22 protein-coding genes are annotated in these 22,305 nt (G+C 37.7%); 13 read left to right on the top strand and 9 right to left on the bottom strand.

What is annotated here, in order from left to right:
• Positions 1-3: 3 nt before the first annotated feature.
• Genes FB2170_RS08030 through FB2170_RS08045 form a run of 4 tightly spaced genes read left to right on the top strand, consistent with a single transcriptional unit; the run spans position 4 to position 5,916 of the window.
• On the top strand, positions 4-312 hold the full coding sequence (locus FB2170_RS08030) for an antibiotic biosynthesis monooxygenase family protein (protein ID WP_013306037.1): 309 nt from the start codon (positions 4-6) through the stop codon (positions 310-312).
• Positions 296-2,677 carry a penicillin-binding protein 1C gene (gene pbpC / locus FB2170_RS08035; protein WP_013306038.1) on the top strand — a complete coding sequence of 794 codons (2,382 nt, stop codon included), beginning with the start codon at positions 296-298 and terminating at the stop codon, positions 2,675-2,677. Before FB2170_RS08030 ends, pbpC begins: the two co-directional genes overlap by 17 nt.
• Positions 2,678-2,736: 59 nt before the next feature.
• Complete coding sequence (gene glpK, locus FB2170_RS08040) at positions 2,737-4,224, top strand: glycerol kinase GlpK (RefSeq protein WP_013306039.1); 1,488 nt, start codon at positions 2,737-2,739, stop codon at positions 4,222-4,224.
• A 24-nt stretch (positions 4,225-4,248) separates the two neighbouring features.
• A complete protein-coding gene (locus FB2170_RS08045) occupies positions 4,249-5,916 on the top strand; it encodes a glycerol-3-phosphate dehydrogenase/oxidase (protein WP_013306040.1) in 1,668 nt (555 codons plus the stop codon).
• Here the strand turns inward: FB2170_RS08045 and FB2170_RS08050 are convergent.
• Entirely contained in the window at positions 5,899-7,332 is a 1,434-nt protein-coding gene (locus FB2170_RS08050; RefSeq protein WP_013306041.1) for an alpha/beta fold hydrolase, read from the bottom strand. The genes FB2170_RS08045 and FB2170_RS08050 overlap by 18 nt on opposite strands.
• The gene (locus FB2170_RS08055) at positions 7,329-8,330 is read right to left on the bottom strand and encodes an NAD(P)H-dependent glycerol-3-phosphate dehydrogenase (RefSeq protein WP_013306042.1); all 1,002 of its coding nucleotides are present in this window, start codon (positions 8,328-8,330) and stop codon (positions 7,329-7,331) included. The genes FB2170_RS08050 and FB2170_RS08055 overlap by 4 nt, the downstream gene beginning before the upstream one ends.
• Before the next feature lie 125 nt (positions 8,331-8,455).
• Here FB2170_RS08055 and FB2170_RS08060 point away from each other — a divergent pair, with 125 nt between their 5' ends.
• The 4 genes from FB2170_RS08060 to FB2170_RS08075 all read left to right on the top strand — a co-directional run bounded on the left by FB2170_RS08060 (position 8,456) and on the right by FB2170_RS08075 (position 11,777).
• Complete coding sequence (locus tag FB2170_RS08060) at positions 8,456-9,379, top strand: hypothetical protein (protein ID WP_013306043.1); 924 nt, start codon at positions 8,456-8,458, stop codon at positions 9,377-9,379.
• A gap of 234 nt (positions 9,380-9,613) precedes the next feature.
• Positions 9,614-9,985 carry a hypothetical protein gene (locus tag FB2170_RS08065; protein ID WP_013306044.1) on the top strand — a complete coding sequence of 124 codons (372 nt, stop codon included), beginning with the start codon at positions 9,614-9,616 and terminating at the stop codon, positions 9,983-9,985.
• A gap of 150 nt (positions 9,986-10,135) precedes the next feature.
• Positions 10,136-10,939 (top strand): GNAT family N-acetyltransferase, encoded by an 804-nt coding sequence (locus FB2170_RS08070; RefSeq protein WP_013306045.1) that lies wholly within the window; start codon positions 10,136-10,138, stop codon positions 10,937-10,939.
• Between the two features lie 157 nt (positions 10,940-11,096).
• On the top strand, positions 11,097-11,777 hold the full coding sequence (locus FB2170_RS08075; RefSeq protein WP_013306046.1) for a DUF4386 domain-containing protein: 681 nt from the start codon (positions 11,097-11,099) through the stop codon (positions 11,775-11,777).
• 98 nt (positions 11,778-11,875) lie between these two features.
• On the opposite strand, the gene FB2170_RS08080 is transcribed toward FB2170_RS08075, so the two are convergent.
• Complete coding sequence (locus FB2170_RS08080) at positions 11,876-12,553, bottom strand: class I SAM-dependent methyltransferase (RefSeq protein WP_013306047.1); 678 nt, start codon at positions 12,551-12,553, stop codon at positions 11,876-11,878.
• A gap of 36 nt (positions 12,554-12,589) precedes the next feature.
• Between FB2170_RS08080 and FB2170_RS08085 the strand changes: the two genes are divergently transcribed.
• Positions 12,590-12,925 carry a hypothetical protein gene (locus tag FB2170_RS08085; RefSeq protein WP_013306048.1) on the top strand — a complete coding sequence of 112 codons (336 nt, stop codon included), beginning with the start codon at positions 12,590-12,592 and terminating at the stop codon, positions 12,923-12,925.
• Positions 12,926-12,951: 26 nt separating this feature from the next.
• On the opposite strand, the gene FB2170_RS08090 is transcribed toward FB2170_RS08085, so the two are convergent.
• Positions 12,952-13,791, bottom strand: coding sequence for an AraC family transcriptional regulator (locus FB2170_RS08090; RefSeq protein ID WP_013306049.1), 840 nt, complete (start codon positions 13,789-13,791; stop codon positions 12,952-12,954).
• A 146-nt stretch (positions 13,792-13,937) separates the two neighbouring features.
• Between FB2170_RS08090 and FB2170_RS08095 the strand changes: the two genes are divergently transcribed.
• Together FB2170_RS08095 and FB2170_RS08100 are read left to right on the top strand one after the other, a co-directional pair.
• On the top strand, positions 13,938-14,912 hold the full coding sequence (locus FB2170_RS08095) for a phytanoyl-CoA dioxygenase family protein (RefSeq protein ID WP_041633112.1): 975 nt from the start codon (positions 13,938-13,940) through the stop codon (positions 14,910-14,912).
• Between the two features lie 81 nt (positions 14,913-14,993).
• Entirely contained in the window at positions 14,994-16,571 is a 1,578-nt protein-coding gene (locus FB2170_RS08100) for a SulP family inorganic anion transporter (RefSeq protein WP_013306051.1), read from the top strand.
• Here FB2170_RS08100 and chrA read toward each other — a convergent pair whose 3' ends face one another.
• The 5 genes from chrA to FB2170_RS08125 all read right to left on the bottom strand — a co-directional run bounded on the left by chrA (position 16,572) and on the right by FB2170_RS08125 (position 21,265).
• On the bottom strand, positions 16,572-17,693 hold the full coding sequence (gene chrA, locus FB2170_RS08105) for a chromate efflux transporter (RefSeq protein ID WP_013306052.1): 1,122 nt from the start codon (positions 17,691-17,693) through the stop codon (positions 16,572-16,574).
• Positions 17,694-17,780: 87 nt separating this feature from the next.
• Positions 17,781-18,260 carry a c-type cytochrome gene (locus FB2170_RS08110; RefSeq protein WP_013306053.1) on the bottom strand — a complete coding sequence of 160 codons (480 nt, stop codon included), beginning with the start codon at positions 18,258-18,260 and terminating at the stop codon, positions 17,781-17,783.
• Between the two features lie 45 nt (positions 18,261-18,305).
• The gene (locus FB2170_RS08115; RefSeq protein WP_013306054.1) at positions 18,306-19,265 is read right to left on the bottom strand and encodes a YheT family hydrolase; all 960 of its coding nucleotides are present in this window, start codon (positions 19,263-19,265) and stop codon (positions 18,306-18,308) included.
• The gene (locus tag FB2170_RS08120) at positions 19,265-20,269 is read right to left on the bottom strand and encodes a bestrophin family protein (RefSeq protein ID WP_013306055.1); all 1,005 of its coding nucleotides are present in this window, start codon (positions 20,267-20,269) and stop codon (positions 19,265-19,267) included. Before FB2170_RS08120 ends, FB2170_RS08115 begins: the two co-directional genes overlap by 1 nt.
• Positions 20,270-20,290: 21 nt before the next feature.
• On the bottom strand, positions 20,291-21,265 hold the full coding sequence (locus FB2170_RS08125; protein ID WP_013306056.1) for an NAD(P)H-dependent flavin oxidoreductase: 975 nt from the start codon (positions 21,263-21,265) through the stop codon (positions 20,291-20,293).
• Positions 21,266-21,388: 123 nt separating this feature from the next.
• Between FB2170_RS08125 and FB2170_RS08130 the strand changes: the two genes are divergently transcribed.
• Together FB2170_RS08130 and FB2170_RS08135 are read left to right on the top strand one after the other, a co-directional pair.
• Positions 21,389-21,862, top strand: coding sequence for an acyl-CoA thioesterase (locus tag FB2170_RS08130; protein ID WP_013306057.1), 474 nt, complete (start codon positions 21,389-21,391; stop codon positions 21,860-21,862).
• Positions 21,863-21,924: 62 nt separating this feature from the next.
• Positions 21,925-22,248 (top strand): GIY-YIG nuclease family protein, encoded by a 324-nt coding sequence (locus FB2170_RS08135; RefSeq protein WP_013306058.1) that lies wholly within the window; start codon positions 21,925-21,927, stop codon positions 22,246-22,248.
• Positions 22,249-22,305 lie beyond the last annotated feature (57 nt).

The following is a 22,305-nucleotide window of genomic DNA, read 5'->3' on the forward strand; positions in this document are numbered from 1 at the left end:
TAAATGAAAGTTTCAAAACCCTATTATGCAGTGATTTTCACCAACACTAGAACCGATATTGAAGAAGGTTATTCTGAAATGGCTCAACAAATGGAGGATTTAGCAAGGCAGCAACCAGGGTTTATTGATTTTGAAAGTACACGCGATGGTTTGGGTATATCAATCAGCTATTGGGAAACGCTTCAGGATATTACCAATTGGAAAGCAAATACAGATCATTTAATCGCCCAGAAAAAAGGTGTCTCAGATTGGTATAAATGGTACAAGGTTCGCATTTGTATGGTAGAACGTGAGTATGAGTTCAAAAAATAGGGCACAGCCAAATACCGTAAAAAAAAGAGTTCTTCGGTTTTTCAAGAAACATCCAAAAAAGTTGATTCTAATCGGGAGTTTATTAATAGCCTATTATTTTTCTCTTCCAAAAACATTGTTCAATTCGCCAACAGCCACTGTCGTAGAAAGTAGCGAGGGGCAATTATTAGGCGCTATGATTGCAGATGATGGGCAATGGCGTTTTCCACAAGTTGATAGCGTGCCCCAGAAATTCAAAACCTGTTTGTTGCAGTTTGAAGATGCACATTTTTATAACCATCCTGGATTCAATCCCATTTCAATGTCAAAGGCGATTGTGTCTAATGTTAAGGCGGGTAAAACCGTTAGGGGAGGCAGTACCCTAACGCAGCAGGTAATTAGATTATCCAGGAGTGGAAAACAACGGTCGTATTTGGAAAAGGCAATAGAACTGGTCTTGGCAACTAGATTGGAGTTGCGGCATTCTAAAGAGGAAATAATAAAATTATATGCGAGTTATGCCCCATTTGGTGGCAATGTTGTTGGTTTGGATGTTGCTGCATGGCGATATTTTGGTTTACAAGCACATCAATTATCATGGGCAGAAGCTGCAACTTTGGCCGTATTACCAAATGCGCCAAGTCTAATTTATCCTGGTAAAAACCAAGAAAAGTTGCTCAACAAAAGGAACCGATTGCTGCAAAAGTTGTATTCAGAAAGAATTCTGGACAGTACCACTTATGAACTATCACTATTAGAACAATTACCACAAAAACCATATCCACTACCTAGAATTGCACCACATTTGGTTCAATATTTGACGAAACAACATAAAGGGCAGCGAATAGCTTCAACAATTGACAAAGCACTTCAATCAAATATCAATACCCTAGTTTCGAGACATCATCAGAATTTGCAACAAAATAAGGTGCACAATGCAGCGGTCTTGGCCTTGGATGTAAAAACAAGGAAAGTAATTTCTTATGTAGGTAATACGAATACAACTAATGAGCATCAAAAAGATGTAGATATGGTGCAAGCCAATCGCAGTACAGGCAGTACAATCAAACCTTTATTATATACAGCAATGTTAGATGCAGGTGAATTGTTGCCAGATATGTTGGTACCAGATGTACCAACACAAATAGCCGGCTATACACCAGAAAATTTCAATGAAGATTATAGTGGGGCGGTTAAGGCGAAAAAGGCGTTAGATCGCTCTCTAAATATTCCTTTTGTGAGATTGTTACAGCGATATGGATTGGAAAAATTTCGGGATCAACTCAACTTTTTCAATTTGAAAGGAGTAAACAAATCAGCAGATCATTATGGATTGACCTTGGTATTGGGAGGGGCAGAAAGTAGTCTTTGGGATTTGTGTAAAACCTATGCTTCGATGGCTTCAACAGTCAATCATTTTAATGCAACTTCCAGTGAATATTTTGAGCAAGAATTTATAGAACCAAGCCTTACTAAAGACCAGAAAGTCAGTTTTGGCAACAAATCCACTGAAAAGACCATTTTCGATGCTGGGAGCATCTATTTGACTTTTGAGGCCATGAAAGAGGTGAACCGTCCTGAAGGTAATGATTCATGGGAATTCTTTGATAGTAGCAAGGAGATTGCTTGGAAAACAGGTACCAGTTTTGGCAATAAAGATGCTTGGGCGATTGGGGTAACAAAAGACCATGTGGTTGGGGTATGGGTCGGGAATGCAGATGGTGAGGGAAGACCAAATGTGACCGGAGTATCAAGCGCGGCACCTATACTTTTTGATATTTTTGACCTGCTGCCTAGATCAGATTGGTTCTCAAAACCATTGGATGAATTTGTTGATTTAGAGGTGTGTGAATTAAGTGGTTATTTGGCCAGTGACATTTGCCCGACTAAAAATGTATCTGTTCCAAAAAAGAACAACTATGTAAAATCGTGCGATTACCATCAATTGGTTCATTTGGATGCATTGAAACAATTTCGCGTCAATTCTTCATGTACAGACCTATCCACGGCAGTAAGTGAATCATGGTTTGTGTTACCCCCTTTAATGGAGTTCTTCTATAAAAAAAGCCATCCCACCTATAAAAGTCTACCGCCGTTTAGAGTTGATTGCAATTCAGATACTGGGTCTCCAATGGAATTCATTTATCCTAGAAATGGAAGCAGGATCAGTTTGACCAAAAACTTTGAAGGAAAGAAGAATGAATTGGTCTTGAAATTGGCCCATACGAAACCGGAGACCAAAGTGTATTGGTATTTAAATGAGAAGTATCTGGATGAGACTACAGTTTTTCATGAAATAGGTGTAGTGCCGAGCATGGGAAGACATATGATTACAGTGGTTGATGAATACGGTAATGAGGCCAAAATTTCTATACTAATTGAGTAACTACAATGTTTTGTTTTAGTAGGTTTAAGCGTTATCTTTAATACCTTATCCTAATACCTATGTCAAAAAAATATATCATTTCCCTGGATCAAGGAACAACAAGCTCACGAGCTCTATTGGTTGATCAAGAAGGTGCCATCGTAAATATGGTGCAACAAGAATTCAAACAGATTTTTCCAAAACCAGGCTGGGTCGAACATGACCCCAAGGAAATTATGGAATCGCAGTTACATGTGATGCATGAATTGGTAAAAAAAGAAAATATTGATGCTTCAGACATTAAGGCAATCGGAATTACCAATCAGCGGGAAACTACGATGGTTTGGGATAAAAATACCGGCGAGCCTGTTTACAACGCTATCGTTTGGCAAGACAAACGTACTGCAGATATTTGTGAAGACCTCAAGATCAAAGGACTTGTTGAACATGTGAAAATGACAACAGGATTGGTGATCGATTCCTATTTTTCGGGCACCAAGGTGAAATGGATACTGGATAATGTTGAGGGTACTCGAGAAAGAGCTGATAATGGAGATTTGTTAATGGGTACGGTCGACACTTGGTTGGTTTGGAATATGACCAAGGGGAAAAGTCATGTTACCGATTATACAAACGCATCACGAACCATGATATATGATATTACCAAGCTTACTTGGGATGAAAAAATGTTGGGTGAATTGGGAATCCCAAAAAGTATGTTGCCAGAGGCCAAACCCTCTGCGCATCATTTTGGAGATTATGAATTAAATGGGGTAAGTATTCCCATAGCAGGAATTGCTGGTGATCAACAGGCAGCTTTGTTCGGTCAAGGATGTTTTGCCAAGGGAACTGCTAAAAATACCTACGGGACAGGATGTTTTATGCTGATGAACACGGGTGAGAAACCACAATTTTCAGATAACGGACTACTCACTACAATCGCTTACGGATTGAATGGAAAAGTAAACTATGCCTTTGAAGGAAGTATTTTTATTGCCGGAGCAGCAATTCAATGGTTAAGAGACGGCTTGGAACTTATCAAAGATGCCAAGGAGACTGAAGCATTGGCAAATTCTATTGAAGGTGAAAGCTCAGTCTATGTTGTTCCCGCCTTTGCTGGATTGGGCGCACCATATTGGGATATGTATGCCCGTGGAGCCATTTTTGGGTTGACCCGCGATACTGGTAAAGCCCATTTGGCAAAAGCAACGCTCGAGTCATTGGCATACCAGACCAAGGATATTCTAAATGCCATGGAGGAAGATTCAGGAGTAGAGCTTCAAAATTTAAAAGTAGATGGTGGGGCCTGTGCCAACAATTATCTAATGCAATTTCAAGCGGATATTTTGGGGACTGAAGTCCATCGACCTAAGGTTATAGAATCCACAGCAATGGGTGCCGCATTTTTAGCAGGAATCCAAGTAGGGTTATGGACTCAGAATGACATTGATCAGAGTAGGCCAATGGACCGTATATTCAAACCTACTTTTGACAGTGACAAAAGAACACGGTTATATAAAACCTGGCAGAAAGCAGTTGACCGCACAAAAGGTTGGGAAGAGAATTAGAATCCAAATTAAATCATTGATTTCATGAAAAATAATATCAGATTTTCAAATCTTGATAGAACAAAAACCATTCAGGAACTTTCCAAAGAATCCTATGATCTGGTAGTGATTGGTGGTGGTATAACAGGAGGAGGCATTGCCCTTGATGCAGCCGCAAGAGGATTAAAAGTAGCACTGGTTGAGAAAGGCGATTTTGCCTCGGGGACTAGTAGTAAATCAACTAAATTAATTCATGGGGGATTGCGTTATTTAAAGCAGTTCGATTTTTGGTTGGTCAAGGAGGTTGGTTCAGAAAGAGCCATTGTACATAAATTGGCACCTCATCTGGTGCTTCCAGAGAAAATGTTGCTCCCACTTATTGAAAATGGTTCTTATGGCAAATGGTTGACCTCTATCGGACTTAAAGTCTATGATATATTGGCACAGGTAACGGGGGATGATAAACGTAAAATGTTAGAGAAAAAAGAGGCCATGAAATTGGAGCCGCTTTTACCCAAAAAAATACTAAAGGGGGCAGGTTACTATGCAGAATATAGGACAGATGATGCAAGGCTGACAATTGAAGCAATCAAAACAAGTCTGCAATATGGGGCCAAAGCTTTAAACTACACTGAGGTTTCGGAATTCATTTATAAGGATGACATGATAGCCGGAGTTGTTGTAAAAGACGCACTAACAGATGAGACCTTTGAGGTAAAGTCAAAATTTGTAATCAGCGCCGCCGGGCCTTGGGTTGATGAATTAAGAGCTGTGAACAATTCAAAAAAAGGCAAGCGCCTACACCTGACCAAGGGTGTACATTTGGTATTTCCACATGAAAAATTGCCGATAAAGCACTCTGTGTATTTTGATATTCCAGATGGTCGAATGATGTTCGCTATCCCAAGAGGAAAAATAACCTATATAGGAACTACCGATACAAATTTCGACAAGGACAAGGACCATGTGAAGACCGATTTGGCTGATGCGATATACTTAATATCTGCGGTGAACAATATGTTTCCAAAAATTAACCTGGAGATGGAGGATATAATTTCTTCTTGGGCAGGTTTACGCCCATTGATTCATGAAGAAGGAAAATCCGCTTCTGAACTTTCGCGAAAAGACGAGATTTTTGTTTCCGATTCAGGATTGTTCAGTATGGCTGGGGGGAAACTTACCGGATACCGAAAAATGGCAGAACGTGTAATGAATCGTATTGCAAAGAAGATGCATGAAGATTATGACGTTGAGGTCGCAGAAAGCACTACAGAGAGTATTCCTTTATGCGGTAGTGATTTTAAAAAATTCAAGCATGTAAAAAAATACATCAATGAGGTGTATGAGCGAATTAAAGGTGACGGCTTTACCAAATACAATGCTTGGTTTTTGGTTACCAATTATGGTATACAGACTAATACCATATTGGACTATTATTCCAAGAGGAAAGAAGATGATAATGAAGTACGTTTAGCATTGGCAGAACTTGAATTTGGGATTGATTTTGAGATGGTTCAAAACCCGATGGATTTCTTTATCAGACGTACAGGGCGCCTCTATTTTGATATCGAAAGTGTTCGAACCTTAATGGAACCTATTTTGCAGGAATTCAAAAAAGTATACAAAGTGGATGATGCTCAATTATTAGCATGGAAAGAAGAACTCAATAGCGAATTGGATGAGCATTCTAATTTTTCAATGGATAGGGTTTAATATATTCCATTCAATAGGATTCCTCTCCGTGCTGCATGCTGAATTCGGTTTTTGGAGAGGGTTGTTCAGAAAATCTTCGGCGATTTGAAAAAAACAGGGATTAAATAGATTATGACCATCATCTGGAAAGACTACTTCATAACCATTTTTCAAATGTTTTAATGCCTTTTTGGCATTGCTAGAAGGAGTAACATGATCCAAACCACCACTTACCATTAGCGTAGGAATTTCTGAAATTACCGGTTGGTCTTCAAAGTTCGCAGCTCTAAATGAATGCCAATCGGCAAGTAACTGCATCTCTGAACGGTAAGAGGCAAAACCAGACCCTAGCTCAGATTGTTTTAAATATTGGTCTATAGCTACTGCATCATAAAAAGGAATTTCTTCATAAACCATTACAGAATAGTTCATGGACCAATTAATAAATGTGTAAAGATGTTCAATATTTTTTAAAGCGTTATTAAGAGGTTCTGTTTCTCCAGTTTCCATAGCCTCAATAAGTATTGGGATATTACCTATCGAATTACGGTCGTATAGTGAAAAGAAGAGCACAAGCAAAGCATCTTGAGGATTGAGTACGAACAGTTCACCTTCAAGGTCAAAACGCAAAGGAGCAGTTTGTAATTTCTCCAAAACGTTTAATAACCGCTCTTTCAAATTTGGGTAACGGTTATTACATTCTATATTATTTTCGCAACGATTAAAAATGAAAAAAAGGGAGTTCTCAAAATTTTGTACCGTATTGTTTAAATAATCAATTTCTGGAGCAAGAATCCCTGCAAGCATTGCACTACGAACACTTTCTGGAAAATCGCGCATTATGGTCAATCCCAATCGAGAACCATACGAAACTCCCCAAAGATTCCATTTGTCATAACCCAAGACTTTTCGTAAATCCTCAAAATCGGCAGCATTTTCTTTACTCGTATACCCGGCAAGATCTACACCTTTTTGTTTGAGGTTTTCTTTGCAATTGGACAATATAGTATCTAGAGTCCTGTATTGACTCTCTCCGAGTAGGTCATCTCTCAAAACAACAAATATGGTTGCTCCAATTTCAGTGCAGTTTGCTTCAGACTTACCTGTTCCTCGCTGATCCATGAGTACAATATCCCGATCATTACGCAGAGGATGATTTTCCCAAAACTCTTCCATAACCAAGGTTGCTGCTCCAGGTCCGCCCTGTAAATAAACAATGGGTGATTTTGTTGAATCTGCTTCTTTGGCCTTTAAAACTTTGTAAACCAATTTTAGAGTTCGCGAATCTGGGTTTTCTCGATTTTCTGGGACTTCGATAACGCCATCAATTGTAATATTTTCAGAAGTTGTACATGTACATAAGACCGTAACAAATAAAAGTAATGTCCAAATGCGCATATATTGACCTTTTGTACCGAAGTTAACGATTCTTTTCAATCCAACCTATCAGTCAATTTGGCAAAAGTTTTTTTCGCATTTTTGCCTTGATAAAGCACTTGGTACACCGCATCTATTATGGGTGTTTGCACTTTACTCTTGAAATTGGCCTTAAGTCCGTAGGCACTTTTTGTGGCATAATAACCCTCGGCGACCATACTCATTTCCATTTGTGCACTTTTGACGGTATAACCTTTGCCAATCATATTGCCGAACATACGATTACGACTAAAGGTTGAATAACCCGTTACCAACAAGTCACCCAAATATGCCGAATTGTTGATGTTCCGTTTCATTTTGTGTACACGCTTAATGTAGCGCTTCATTTCGCGAATACTGTTGCTCATCAACACACTTTGAAAATTATCACCATAACCCAAGCCATGGTAAATACCAGCTGCAATAGCGTAAATATTTTTCAGCATTGCGGCATATTCCGTCCCAATGATATCATCTGATATTTTGGTCTTTATATAATTGCTTTTTAGGTTATTGGCGACCAATTCTGCCTTTTCTTGATCTGCACAAGCGATGGTCAAGTAAGAAAGACGCTCCAAGGCAACTTCCTCAGCATGACAGGGACCAGTGATAACCCCAATATTCTCAAACGGAATTTCGTAAATATCATGAAAATGCTCACCAACGATCAGGCCTGTTTCAGGAACGATTCCTTTGATCGCCGAAAAGATGGTTTTTCCCTTGATGTTCGCGGTCAACTTTTTTAGTTCTGTATCAAGAAAAGCCGATGGAATCACGAATATGAGAACATCATTGTTTTCAACCGCATAATTTAGGTCAGTTGTTAAGTCTAATTGTTCGGTATGGAATTCTACAGAACTTAAATAATTGGGATTGTGCTTTTGGGTTTTTATATGTTCAACAGCATCTTCATTTCGCATGTACCAAGTTACTTTGTGTAGGTTTTCGGTCAACATTTTCACAATGGCCGTTGCCCAGCTACCTCCACCCAATACGGCGAATTTCATCTCGTTCTTCATTCGAATAGTTTAGTCGGTTCAAATGTAAATAAAAATGAAAGAATGTTTTAATAACTGATAATCAGATAGATATAAATATTGGCATGGTGATTGTTTTGGTAAAGTAGAATTTAAATGCACAAATTATGAAGGCTGTAAAACTACTTTTGGGATTTATACTTGTTGGAACTTTAATGACTTCTTGTTATACAGAAGTGATTTTGGATGATGAATTTATTGAAGAATCAAGTTTTAATACAGATCAGGTATTGCAATCCTATGATCTTTGGTATGTAGATATTAACGCTACCAAGGGCAATGGTGAAGTGCCTTTTTTACAACGTGCGTTCACCATATCTTTTGATAACGGAAAAGTTTATGCAAATAACAATATAGCAGGTATTGGGAAAACAGGAAGTGGATTTGGTATTGACGTGGGTTTTTATGAACCGTTAAGGGGCACCATAGAAATTGACCATGATGTTGACGGGTTATGGTTGTTGGATGTGTTTGCCGTTGATGGTAATACTATTGAGTTCTACGACAAGGCATCTGACACTTCATATTATCTAAAAGGATATCAGTTCAACAATTTTGATTTTGATATGGTGTTTTATGACAACATTCATTATTTCTTACAGGAATATGATGCTTGGGAGAAAACCTATACCAGTGAAGAAGGGGCTTTGAATGATTTTGATGATGAGAACTTTTTACAATTTGTTGCAAGTGACAATGGTGACTTTTTTAGATCATCAATTGATCAGGCGGGTACATCTGTAAACATACTTGAGTGGGATTTTGAAGGTGATTATGAGATTTTTGATGTAGAAAACGATGAAACGCTTAAAACTTTAACACTCTCCTATGACTTTATGGGCAATGATTATTTTGAACTCTACGTTATTAATGATAGTACTATTGAGTTATACCACCCTGATAGTGAAACGGTATATGAGTTTAATGGTAGGGGATATCAACAGTACTTAAAATCGGGCAAAGGTTCGGTTGACAAGAAAAGAACAAAGACTTCGAATCCTGTTATGAAAGTGAAACGAAGTAGAAAATAAAAGCTGTCACCCTGAGCGCAGTAGAAGGGTAAAGCGAAGACTTTTTGGTTGGTTATTTAGTTAGGAACCGCCCTGGTTATGAAAAACAGGGCGGTTTTTTTATGTGCTCATCTTGGTGAGATACAAAAGTTTAATTATACAGTTTAAACTGCTAAGTAGTAGTACTTACAAGACAGAAATATGGTAACTTGTTACTATATATAATTGTTGAAGAACAAATTTAATTTCGACGTAATGAAACAAATGACAAAAATTATTGCAGTTATATTATTAATCAGTTTCCAAAACTCATTCGGACAAAATACTAAGACACAAATTCCGGAAACTAATGTATTCCCTGCGATAGCTAATTCAGAATTCGATCTGATTATTCGAATAGACACGGACATGGTTGAGGAAGAAGTGCAGTCCCGCATAGGGGTTTTAAAAAGTTTTGATAAAGACCTTGAAATATTCTACTCACGGGATGAAACGGGTGATATAAAAACACTTACAAGTTCTGGGGGCAAATCTAGTGGCTCCTGTAAATCCGATGATTTTGGTTATCTTATAATTGCATTAAAAGATTATCAGTGGAAGGGATGTATGATTTCGGATAAAAAATAAATCTTTTTTGAGTACTCAAAGAAATACGTTTTACAACAATACCTATAATACATTTCTACCTTACCTCTTAACTAAAAATCCTTAACGGATTTATCGCATCGAAATCATAGTCGAACCGTTGACGATAATAAAAAAAAAGACAGGCCCGAAATGATAAGAGAGCTAAAAGTATCAGACATAGAAGGATTAAACAGTCTTCCTCCATTAGATTGGAATTTTGACTATGAAGCCCTTTTAAGAGATTTCATAAACGAAGACTTCTTTTATGCGTTTATCCAAATCCAAGACAACAAAATTGTAGGGACAGGCAACGTTTTTATTAAAGAAAAAGTTGGCTGGCTTGCAAACATAATAATAGATAAAACTTGTAGAGGAAAGGGTTTAGGCTTTGAAATGACAAACTTTCTTGTTGACTTCTTAACAGATAAAAAATGTGATACCCAATTATTGATAGCTACCGAACTTGGGGAAGGTGTTTACAGAAAAATTGGTTTCAGAAAATTAACAGAATACCAATGCTTTGATTCAGAAATTGACAGCGATTTTAATTTTACTAATTCGGTTCGAAAGTTAGAAATTTCAGATTTGGAAAGTGTATACAAATTAGATCAAGAAACAAATTCTGAGAACAGGACCCATTTGATTGACAAATATTATAAAAACGGATTTGGATACTTCAATAACGACAATGAATTATTAGGGTTTTATCTTCCAGAATTTGGAAGAGGATTAGTTTTATCTCGGGACGAGCAAGCTGGAATTGAACTTCTAAAATTGAAGCACTCAAAGAAAGGAAAAAGAACATTATTGCCTATTGAAAATCAAAAAGGAATTATATTATTGGAGAATATTGGCTCAAAGAAAGGCGCCAAATGTTCGAGAATGGTTTTGGGTAAAGAAAACAAATGGAAACCCAATTACATATACTCATATGGAAGTGGGTATTGTGGATAAAAAATTAGGCTAAGTGCCAACCCAAAAAGTTCAGTTATCTGAAATCCTGTACTAACCATAGCCAAGACCTTGTGTGTAATTTGAATAGTACACTCTTTTGTAACATTCCAGAATTTACAACGTCCTATACCCAATTAATTAACTAATCAATCAAAATATGAACTCGAATAAAAAAACCGGAAGGCTTGTAGGCCTATTATTTCTAATCATATTTGCAACGGGAATTATAGTCTATCAAATTTTACAAGGTCCTGTACTCTTTTCAGATGATTTTCTAACAACTGCATCTGTAAACGCTAATGAAATAATTATTTCGACCTTACTTTTATGTTTAAGCGGTATAACCTCTGTTGTTATAGCCTCAATTTTATTACCGATTTTTAAAAAGCATAGCACCCCTTTGGCATTTTTATATTTAGCATTTAGTATCCTAGGTTTTATAGCTATATCTATTGACAATATAAGTGTTCTATCTATGTTAGAATTAAGTCTAGAGTATACCAAAAATGAAACTGGGAATTCTGACATATTAAATAGTTTGGGCAGTGTATTTTATAAAAAACATTGGTGGACACATTACATGAGTCTTCTCATTTCCTGCTTCCCAGTTTTTATTTTATACTATATATTTTACTTGTCTAAATTAATTCCGAAAGTTATTTCAATTGTTGGGATAATAGCCGTTACTCTTATGTTCACTGAAGTATTATTTTCGATTTTTGGAAATAGCATTAGTATGAATATGCTCCTGCCGATAGGGGTCATTCAACTAGTTCTCCCCCTCTGGTTAATTTTCAAGGGATTGAATTCGACAGTTTTAGAGGCTAAAGTGAAATAATGGGATTTAGTTAGAAAAACTGGTTACAACAATACCCTTAATCCATTGCGGTTAATTTCCTAGATAGAATATTTCTTGAATTTCAATAAAAAGATAATTCAAAAGGTTGTATATAAAGTTGTTACTATAACTCCTTTTCCGTCATTCGATTCAACAGACAATAGTTGTTCTTTCTCTTTTATATTCAAGTAAAATGGTGGGGCCAATAGGTTTATACCGCTTCTTTTTTTAAGTCGGGTACCCTGCCCTGAAATAATGTCTTTATTGGGTTCAAAGTCGCCCTGAGGCACATGCTCGGTTAAAACAACATATTTAAAATAGGTCAACTTTTTTATGATACGCTGTACTTCGGCATTTGATAAATGTTGAAGTACTTGCCGTACTATGGCACAATCCGCTTTAGGTAGATTATCGGTTGAGATATCCAAACAATGGAATTCTAAATTCTCCTTTTTAAACTTTTCTTTATTGTGTTCAATAAGATCTGGGACTATATCAATAGCAACATATTTTTTAGTGTGTTTTACCAGCGCTTTGCCAACATTAAAATCACCACAACCTAAATCACAAACCACTATGGGATGCTCAAAAGCGGTCAGAAAGGTTGTCAATACTTGTATATAGGGATTTACCAACTCCGAACTATGTGACCCCTCACCGGAATAAAAATCAGATTTGTTATCACCCCAAAGTTTCATTTCATACACCTGTTCCATGGCCTTTTTGGTTGGCCAAGGTTTCTTTATTCTTTGGGTTCCATTATCTTTCTGTTTCATAAACGATGTGTAATAGTATCAAATATATAAACAAGAGTGGATAATAAATCGAAAATCATACGTACCTGGAAGGGATGGACAACATTGGAAAATGCTCCGATTTATGAAGATATGCTGATAAATGAAGTCTTTCCAACAGTAAAAAAGAAAGGGGTATTAGGTTTGGAAAAGGTTAGTATTTCAACGCAGAAAGGAGTAAATGAAGTAGCGTTTTTTCTGGTGTTACAATTTGAATCGCTAAGCGCAGTGAAAACCTTTGCCGGTGAAAACTATGAAAAGGCCTATATTCCTGAAAATGCGAAACGTGTGTTATCAAGATATGATGAAAATGCACAACATTTTGAATTGAAAGAAGAACTGATACTCAAATGAAAGAACCATAAAATTGATTTGTTGATCTAATGTCTTTTTCGAAAATCCGAAGGATTTTCGTTTACTACTTTCTTAAAAGTTCTATTAAAATAGGACAAACTTTCAAAACCACATTCAAAGCAGGTTTCACCCACGTTCTTACCAGTAAGCAATAATCGTTTGGCCTGACTTATTCTATACTGGTTCAAAAAACCTATAAATGTGCCGCCAGTTGCTTTTTTGAAATATCGGCAAAAAGCCTCCTTTCCTAAATTACAAATTGTGGCTACTTCTTCTATATCTATCTTTCGTTGATAGTTTTCATCTATAAATGCGTAGATGTTTCTAAGACGCACTTGTTCCTTTTTATTGTATTTGTTTTTGAAAGGTTGATCGTGCAGCAATTCATACTCTTCGGATTCAGATAATGTTTTCAATATTTCCAGTACGGCGATAAATAGTTGATATGGAGATAGGGCGTGTAATTTTTTGAGTTCTGACCCTATGCGTTTTTTGGTCTCACCGCTAAAGGCTATTCCGTGACGAGACCTCTGAAATAGGTTTTGAATACTCTTTAGTTCAGGTATATCACCAATGACCTCATTTCTATAAAAGGGTTTTATATGTAATACCTCTTTCTTATAATCGGTCTGCACACCATAATCGAAATTCAGATGTGGAATGTTTGAACCAATTAAAACTAAATCACTTTCCTCAAATCTTGATATATGGTTTCCTACATGTCTCGTTGCACTGGCCCCCTCGATATAAACAAGTTCAAATTCCGGATGAAAATGCCAATAGAACAGATTATTCAATCTAGGATTGTGAAGAACCCTAAACGGACTTTTACTATCTGCCTTAAAAGTTTCTAGTTGAATCTTCATTCTTAAATTTAACAAAAATGAGTTAAAAATTTGATGAATACGTCTATAAAATCAATATAGTTCAAATTTTGGTCAATATCACGGTTGAGAATGGATAAAGTGGTTTGTAGTTTTACCCTATCATTTCAATGCTAAAAAATAATATCATGGAGAAAGTCAAGAATAGAATGGAAATGGCCAATAAGGCACATGAAGAGATTCCTGGGAATCCGTCAACAGCTACAAGTAGTAAGCAAAAGTTGAATGATAGATCTAATGGGAAACCATTAAAGGTATTGAGCGAGGATGATTGGGATTTTTGGATTAAGAACGGATATATTGTCATCAAAAATGCCGTTCCAAAAGAGCAGGCAGCGACAACGGCCAACTTTTTATGGGAATTTGAGGAAAAAGAACCTGGCAACCCTGATTCTTGGTATGCACCACCGCGGGCAGAAATGAAAATGAAAGAGCTTACGGGTACCGGAATGGTTGAGGTTTATAACAATCAACATCTATGGAACAATAGGCAAATGCAGCGGGTCTATGATGCGTTCTCAGATGTTTGGGGCACGGAAAAACTTTGGGTCACGATTGATCGCGCCAATTTGAATTTCCCCAATAGACCGGGAAATGAACAAAAAGGATTTATTCATTGGGATTATGATCCTGAGACCAAACCACAAAATGTTCAAGGTGTTTTAGCATTGGCTGATCAGACCGATGAAAATATGGGCGGATTTCAATGTATTCCGTGGTTGTATCGAAATTATGATTCTTGGAAATTAACACAGCCTGAAGATCGTGATCGTTTTCAACCGAATATTTCAGGCCTGGAAGATAAAATTGTAAAAGTAAAGCTGGAAGCTGGGGATTTAATGATTTTTAATAGTTGTGAACCTCACGGAATACGACCCAATAAATCAAAAGATAAAGTGCGAATTGCCCAATATATATCTATGATGCCGGCAGAAGAAGACAACGAGGCCTTAAAGCAATGGCGAGTTAATTCATGGAAGAATAGGATCGCACCAGAAGGGTATGCTTTTCCGGGTGACCCAAGAAATTGGGAACAAGAGAAATACGATGTTGCCAAATTATCCCCTTTAGGAGAAAAATTGTTGGGCCTTAAACCGTGGTAAGTTGCCAAATCCCTAATAATTAGTGGTTTTACGGTCATACCAAAATTTTAATGCTATTTTTGCGCCCTTAAAATCCTGGGCATGAAGAAGTATTTGAATATTTTCGATTTTAAACAGAAGGTTGACTATAAGACTGAGATTCTATCAGGGCTTACAGTGGCTTTGGCGTTGGTGCCAGAAGCAATTGCATTTGCTTTGATACCTGGGTTTTCACCTTTGACAGGATTGTATGCCGCTTTTGTTTTGGCATTGATCACCTCCATATTTGGCGGTAGACCAGGAATGATCTCTGGTGCTACAGGTGCAGTTGCCGTTATTTTTGTGGGATTGATTCTTGAACTCAAAAACACTTTCCCAGGTATAGAACCCGAAACTATTTTACATTATGTATTTGCAACCGTAATCGTTGCCGGCCTCCTTCAAATGGCTGCTGGTTTTCTTCGATTGGGGAAATTTATACGCTTGGTACCACATCCTGTAATGTTCGGTTTTGTAAACGGATTGGCCATCATAATTTTTATGGCACAGTTCCCTAATTTCTATCAAAAAGGAACAGATGAATTGTTGACTGGCGCTTCATTTTATACCATGTTGGGACTTACCCTTTTAACCATGTTGATCATATGGGGTTTTCCAAAATTGACAAAGGCGATTCCGTCTTCATTATTGGCGATTGTGGTTGTTTCAGCAATTGTTATTGGTTTTGGAGTAGATACACTGACAGTGGCAGATACGATGAAAGAGGGGCAGACTATTCAAGGTGGTTTTCCACCGCTTTCAATACCTGAAATACCTTTTACTTGGCAGTCCTTAAAAATAATTTTTCCGTTCTCAGTGATTGTTGCAGTAGTGGGATTAACTGAAAGTTTATTGACCTTGAATATCATTGACGAAATTACTGATACCCGTGGTAGGGGCAACAAAGAATGTGTGGCACAGGGTACAGCGAACATCCTTTCAGGATTCTTATCTGGAATGGGAGGTTGTGCAATGATCGGTCAAAGTTTGATCAATACTTCTTCAGGTGCTCGTGCAAGATTATCTGGAATAACTGCGGCTGTTATGCTTTTGGTGTTCATCATGTTCGGGTCAAGTTTAATTGAGCGTTTGCCAATGGCCGCTTTGGTAGGGTTGATGTTTATGGTAGCGATTGGCACTTTTGAATGGGCGAGTTTTAAAACGTTTAGAAAAATGCCTAATTCAGACGTAATCGTAATGGTATTGGTAACCTTGATCACGGCTATTACTCATAACCTGGCTATTGCTGTATTGTTTGGAGTTATTATCTCTGCTTTGGCGTATTCATGGGAAAATGCAAAACGTATTCGAGCAAGAAAATATATTGATGATGACGGAGTTAAGCATTACGAGATATTTGGCCCTTTGTTCTTTGGATCAACAACCTTGTTCACTGAAAAGTTCGATATACAAAATGACCCAGAGGAAGTGATTATTGATTTTCAGGAAAGTCGTGTTGCCGATATGTCCGGGATTGAAGCCTTGAACAAACTTACCGAGCGTTATGCCAAAGCTGGCAAGAAAGTACATCTAAAGCATTTAAGTAAAGATTGTATTCGTCTTTTATCAAACGCCAATGATATCATTGATGTAAATGTATTGGAAGATCCAACCTACAAAGTTGTGGTAGATAAGTTTTAATCAAACTAAACTTAATACATACCCTAGGAGCACCCCTCCTAAAACAATAAAGGCACTATTCAGTTTTTTAAAATAGAAGACAGTAAGTAAACTGGCAATTGCAATGGTGATGGTGCGCCAATCGGTCAAAGTGTCCATTCCCATTTGTACACAAACGGCAAGGATCAATGCAACAGCAGCAACGTTTACAGCATCCAATAATGCACCAATAAGCGGTGACTTACGCATTTTGGGAATCAACGGATTCAATATCAACACAAACAAAAACGAAGGAAGAAATATACCCAAAGTAGCTGCCAAAGCACCAGCGGCACCATTCATTTGCCATCCTATAAAAGTAGCGGTAGACAACACAGGTCCGGGAGTCATTTGGCCCACTGCAACAGCATCTATCAAAGCTTGCCGGGTGAGCCAACCGTTGGCGACCAATTCTGAATCTAGAAAGGCAAAAAGCACATAACCGCTTCCGTACAGAATGGCACCTACTTTTAAAAAAGTCAAGAATATTTTAAGTGAACCTAATTGCAATGGGTCACTGAGTTGTAAAAGTAAAAGAGGCAAGAAACTGTTAAGCGTGTTACTGTTTTTTTTAATGAAATAGAGGAGCAAACCTAAAAGGCCACATCCAAAGAGAGCAATAATCTCATTAACTCCCAAAAGACAGGCGGCCAAAGTAATAATTCCCAAAATGATTAGTTCATTGCTTTTGATGGCTTTTTTACCCAACCGATAAGAGGCCATTAGAATAATGGAAATCACTGCCGGTTTAATACCATAAATAAATGGCTCTACTTCGGGTAATTGACTGTATGTTTGATACAACCATGCAAAGATTGCCGTAATTACTACAGCGGGAAATATAAAACAGAACCCTGCGATAAAAAGCCCTTTCCAACCACCTCGTTCATAACCGCAATGCATGGTCATTTCGGTCGAGTTGGGTCCTGGAATTAGGTTGGTGGCACCAATTAAATCCAAAAAATGGGCTTGGGTCATCCATTTTCTTTTAGTGACCACTTCGTCCTCCATCATGGCCACATGGGCTGCAGGCCCACCAAAAGAAATACAGCCCAACTTAAAGAAGAGTTTGGCGATTTCTGTTAGATTGTTTTTGCTGGGCATTTTAATCAAACGGGTTAGAATATAAAAAATGCTGTTACCTGTATCTTTATATAGGTAACAGCATTAAATCTGATATTGTTTTAAAACCTAAAACGTACGTAGATACTCTGCAACAGCTCTAGCTTCTTCTTCGCTCAAATTTTGGTTGAGCATAATGGCATTATTGTATTCTTTCAATAAAGCCTTTGCAATAGGATCTTCCTTGATCATTCGGTCTGGATTTAAAATCATGTTCATGACCCACTCCGGACTCCTACGGTCGTAAACACCTTTTAATGCAGGGCCAATTAAACGTTGTTCGGCAGTATGGCAAGCAACACAGATACCACTATAGGTTTCTTCACCTTTGGCAGCCAGTTCAGCATCAATTTCAGCACCAAATTCTACCGAAGTTATTGGGCCAACACCTTTATTGTCCATATCAACAGGGACTTCATTTGAAGTAGTTTCGACTTTCACCTCTTTTTTTGCACGGTTCATTTCAAAACCCTCTTTCTTTTCTTCCTTTTTTTCACCACAGCTCATTAGTAATCCTCCAATGGCCAAAACGGCTAATACTTTTTTCATGTCTTTGTTTTTTGAAGCCCCTAAGATAATAATTAGGAGTATTGGTTACACTTCATTAAAGAACTTTATCACTCTTTTCTCGGTGTACGTTATATTTTGCTTCTCATAGAAACCTACATGCCCACCTGATTTGGGTACTTCTAGATAGAGCGATTTATTCATTTCCGCCTCTTTAAAAGGATAACATGCATCGCCTAGGAACGAATCATTTAAGGCATTGATGATCAAAGTAGGAGTCTTTATGTTCGGTAAAAATTGGAGTGAGCTGCATTTTTCGTAATAATCCATCGCATCTTTAAAACCATGGGCCCTACTGGTATAGATATCATCAAAATCTTTCAATGTTCTTACATTGGTAATATCAACATCGGATATTTTAGAAGGAAACAACTTTTGCTTACCCCTCATTTTTGCTTTCAGATGATCTTTAAAGCGTTGGGAATACAGGAAATTCTTGGGTTTTAATAATTGGATAAGTGAACTGTGTAAACTACAAGGAACGGAGACCGCTACAACGCCTTTAATTTCTTTGGGATGGGTATTACGCTCACCAAGGTATTTTAAGACCATATTGCCTCCCAGACTAAAGCCTTTTATGTATACCTGAGTGTATTTGTCCAGACTTAAGATGTGTTGAACCACAGCTTCTAAATCTTCGGTAGCTCCTGAATGGTATGAACGATATAATTTGTTCATTTCACCACTGCAGGTTCTAAAATTCACGGCACAAACATCCATTCCGTTAAGATTACATTGTTTGGCACTTCCTGTGATGTAAGGTCTCTGGCCGTTTCCTTCCAAGCCATGTAAGAGGATGGTTAATTTATTCGTTGGTTTTTGGGAATGGCTCCAATCCAAATCAAGAAAATCACCATCTGCCAAGTTGATGCGTTCTCGTTCTTGGACTACGCCATCAACCTTTCGTACCAAGCCAGAATACATGGTAGAAAAATGCCCATTTTTAAATAGAAAGGATGGATTGTAATTAGACGGGACTATTGGCATTAGTAGAGCACATTATCTTTGGGTTGTACTTTCTCCGGCAGATTGTCTTCATTCAGCATATCTTTCAGATCAATTTCTATCGTGCGACAAAGAGCGGTCATAGGCACATCGTTCATACGACCCTCAAAAGGATCTTCACTGTTACTGCCCACTTTTTCCATAGTTATGAAAATCCATGAAATAAGCACAGAAAAAGGAATCATAAGTGTTAAGAACAATTCTTGATGAATGAATTCACGTAATTCATTGAACTCGGACTCAAAAACGGAAAGAAGACCAAACGGAAGAAGGAGAACAAATATCCAAGTAAAAATTGTACTTACATATGAATATTGTCTGGGGAATGGAGTGTTTTTAATTCGCTCACACCGTCCCTGTAAATTATACATTTCTTCAAGATTGCTATGGAATATCTGTTTATCAAATTCGGTTATACTGCCATCCTTCAATAGTTGTTTTATATGTAATCCTTGGTTTTTTATCAAATGAGTAGCTACATTTTTTCGGTTCTCAAGGTCGGCATCCTCTTCAGAGCTTATAAAATTGTCGAGCCCCGCGCATACTGGATTTCTTTCCCCATGACGGTCAAATATTCTTCTCATGGTACTATTCTCCCGCATAGAAAAACTACTGGGTTGACGAAGCTGAACCCGTAAGGCATTGATCCATGCCAAGTGCCTATAAATCATTGTTTTTTTAGATTCTTCATCATCTTCAACAAGAGAAATTACATTGTTCGCCCATGTTCTGGAATAGTTTACAATGCCTCCCCATATTTTTCTACCCTCCCAGAAACGATCATAACTTTGGGAGTTTTTAAAACCTACATAGAATGAAACGGCAATACCGATTACGGTCAGAGGTTCAAACGGAATGTCAAGGAATTTCCAATCAAAAAAATAATAGAGAATGAAAATAATGGCCGCCCAAAGGGTAAAAAAAATGAGGTTCTTCCAACCATACCTTAATATGATGTTCCAACTGATGTTTCTTTTTATATACATAAACTAGGATGAAATTAACTTCTACTTAGGAAAGGTATCGAGTACTTTTATTTGTTTTTCAATTGCTGATTTGAATTCCGTTTTTAGATTATCCACCAATTCCGAAACCGGCACTACATTTTCGATTGTTGCCACACCTTGACCAGCAGACCAAATGGTTTTCCAAGCTCTGGCTTCAGTATCCATTTCTTTTCCAAAATCGATTTTGGTGTCTTTTTTCAAATCTTCCTCTGTAATCCCCGCGGCTTTTAAACTAGCTCCAAGGAAGTTGGCATGAACCCCTGAAATAGAAGCAGTATAAACAACATCGCTAGCACCAGATTCAATGATCATCTTTTTATAATCATCGTTGGCCTTACTCTCCTCAACATTGATGAAGCGTGTGCCCATATAGGCCATATCTGCACCCATTTGTAAGGCAGAGGCAATATCGCGCCCATTGCTTATACAACCTGAAAGAATGATGGTCTTGTCAAAGAATTTTTTAATCTCGGCAACTAAGGTCATTGGGTTAATGGTACCTGCATGACCACCCGCTCCTGCAGAAACGAGAATGAGTCCGTCTACTCCAGCTCCGGCCGCTTTTTTAGCATGCCGTTTCTTGATCACATCGTGAAAAACGAGTCCGCCATAACTATGAATGGCATCTACAACTTCTGTAACCGCACCGAGCGATGTAATAATCAAAGGCACTTTATGTTTTACACAAAGCTTAATATCGGCCTGCAATCGTGGATTTGTTTGATGCACAATGAGGTTCACCCCAAAAGGAGCGGCCTTTTTACCTGTTTCTTTTTCAAAATCGGCCAAGGCTGTTTTAATCTCAATCAACCATTCTTCAAAACCTTCACTAGAACGTTGGTTCAGCGCAGGAAAGGTGCCAACGATACCGTTTTTACAACATTCAATCACCAATTTAGGTCCCGAGATAAGAAACATAGGGGCGGCTATAGCTGGCAAAGAAAGGTCATTGATGAAGGGTGCTTTGGTGCTCATATTCTGTTGTTTATTGTTTTAAATGTAGCGATTATTTCTTTTTTCGTGAGCATATCACTGGTTTTCCAAAACTATGGTATTTTTGCGATTCTTATGCATGCATAATAAATTAATTCAAACAGGATGTTTCAAAAAGAGTTCGAAGTTCGTTGGAGTGATGTTGATGCTAACCGACATTTGGCCAATTCGGCATATATAAATTTTATGAGCCACACGCGCATGGCCTATTTAATGCAATTGGGCTTTGACCATAAGGTCATGGCGGTAAACAAAATAGGACCAGTGGTCTTCTATGAGCATATGTATTATTTCAAGGAAGTGTTTCCTGGCAAGCCGGTCAAGGTTTCTTTGGAAGTCGCTGGTTTGAGCGAAGATGGCTGTTTCTTTGAATTTCACCATAATTTTTATGACAGTAAGGGTAGAAATGTGGCCCATTGCGAAATGATGGGTGCTTGGATGAGTCTCGAGACCAGACAGCTCACACCCCTATCCGGTGAATTATTGGGGCGTTTTTCCAGTGAGAATAAGACGGAGGACTTTCGTGTTTTGACCAAAGAGGACACGCGTAAATTCGCGAAGCGACCTAAGGATTTGTAGATATGTTCTTTAATTAATAATTGTCATTCCGAGGTACGAGGAATCTTTCGTAATTTTTAAGGATGAATACAGAGGGATATCATGTTTACCATGTTTATATAATCACCAATTCAACAAAATCTGTTTTGTATACGGGAGTAACCAATTATTTGGCAAAAAGACTTCAGCAACACAATGAGAATATTACATTGAAAAGAACATCTTTTGCTTCAAAGTATAAATGTAGACATCTGCTCTACTATGAAAAATTCACATGGATTCAAGAGGCAATTGCAAGGGAGAAAGAAATAAAAGGGTGGCGAAGACAAAAGAAAATGGATTTAATAAAAACGATAAATCCAGATTTGAACTTTTTGGAGTATTTATTTCCTTTCCAACATCAATAGTGCAGTATTCAATCATTTGCTAGATTCCTCGTGCCTCGGAATGACAAAACCAAGTTT

This window comes from Maribacter sp. HTCC2170 (assembly GCF_000153165.2).
GTDB lineage: Bacteria > Bacteroidota > Bacteroidia > Flavobacteriales > Flavobacteriaceae > Maribacter_A.

Coding starts and splice junctions, on each gene's coding strand:
- FB2170_RS08135 (WP_013306058.1), top strand. CDS start 21,925: ATGAATACAGAGGGATATCATGTTTACCATGTTTATATAATCACCAAT.
- glpK (WP_013306039.1), top strand. CDS start 2,737: ATGTCAAAAAAATATATCATTTCCCTGGATCAAGGAACAACAAGCTCA.
- FB2170_RS08090 (WP_013306049.1), bottom strand. CDS start 13,791: ATGAAGATTCAACTAGAAACTTTTAAGGCAGATAGTAAAAGTCCGTTT.
- FB2170_RS08120 (WP_013306055.1), bottom strand. CDS start 20,269: ATGTATATAAAAAGAAACATCAGTTGGAACATCATATTAAGGTATGGT.
- FB2170_RS08130 (WP_013306057.1), top strand. CDS start 21,389: ATGTTTCAAAAAGAGTTCGAAGTTCGTTGGAGTGATGTTGATGCTAAC.
- FB2170_RS08110 (WP_013306053.1), bottom strand. CDS start 18,260: ATGAAAAAAGTATTAGCCGTTTTGGCCATTGGAGGATTACTAATGAGC.
- FB2170_RS08055 (WP_013306042.1), bottom strand. CDS start 8,330: ATGAAGAACGAGATGAAATTCGCCGTATTGGGTGGAGGTAGCTGGGCA.
- FB2170_RS08080 (WP_013306047.1), bottom strand. CDS start 12,553: ATGAAACAGAAAGATAATGGAACCCAAAGAATAAAGAAACCTTGGCCA.
- chrA (WP_013306052.1), bottom strand. CDS start 17,693: ATGCCCAGCAAAAACAATCTAACAGAAATCGCCAAACTCTTCTTTAAG.
- FB2170_RS08060 (WP_013306043.1), top strand. CDS start 8,456: ATGAAGGCTGTAAAACTACTTTTGGGATTTATACTTGTTGGAACTTTA.
- FB2170_RS08070 (WP_013306045.1), top strand. CDS start 10,136: ATGATAAGAGAGCTAAAAGTATCAGACATAGAAGGATTAAACAGTCTT.
- FB2170_RS08065 (WP_013306044.1), top strand. CDS start 9,614: ATGAAACAAATGACAAAAATTATTGCAGTTATATTATTAATCAGTTTC.
- FB2170_RS08095 (WP_041633112.1), top strand. CDS start 13,938: ATGGAGAAAGTCAAGAATAGAATGGAAATGGCCAATAAGGCACATGAA.
- pbpC (WP_013306038.1), top strand. CDS start 296: ATGAGTTCAAAAAATAGGGCACAGCCAAATACCGTAAAAAAAAGAGTT.
- FB2170_RS08075 (WP_013306046.1), top strand. CDS start 11,097: ATGAACTCGAATAAAAAAACCGGAAGGCTTGTAGGCCTATTATTTCTA.
- FB2170_RS08030 (WP_013306037.1), top strand. CDS start 4: ATGAAAGTTTCAAAACCCTATTATGCAGTGATTTTCACCAACACTAGA.
- FB2170_RS08125 (WP_013306056.1), bottom strand. CDS start 21,265: ATGAGCACCAAAGCACCCTTCATCAATGACCTTTCTTTGCCAGCTATA.
- FB2170_RS08100 (WP_013306051.1), top strand. CDS start 14,994: ATGAAGAAGTATTTGAATATTTTCGATTTTAAACAGAAGGTTGACTAT.
- FB2170_RS08045 (WP_013306040.1), top strand. CDS start 4,249: ATGAAAAATAATATCAGATTTTCAAATCTTGATAGAACAAAAACCATT.
- FB2170_RS08115 (WP_013306054.1), bottom strand. CDS start 19,265: ATGCCAATAGTCCCGTCTAATTACAATCCATCCTTTCTATTTAAAAAT.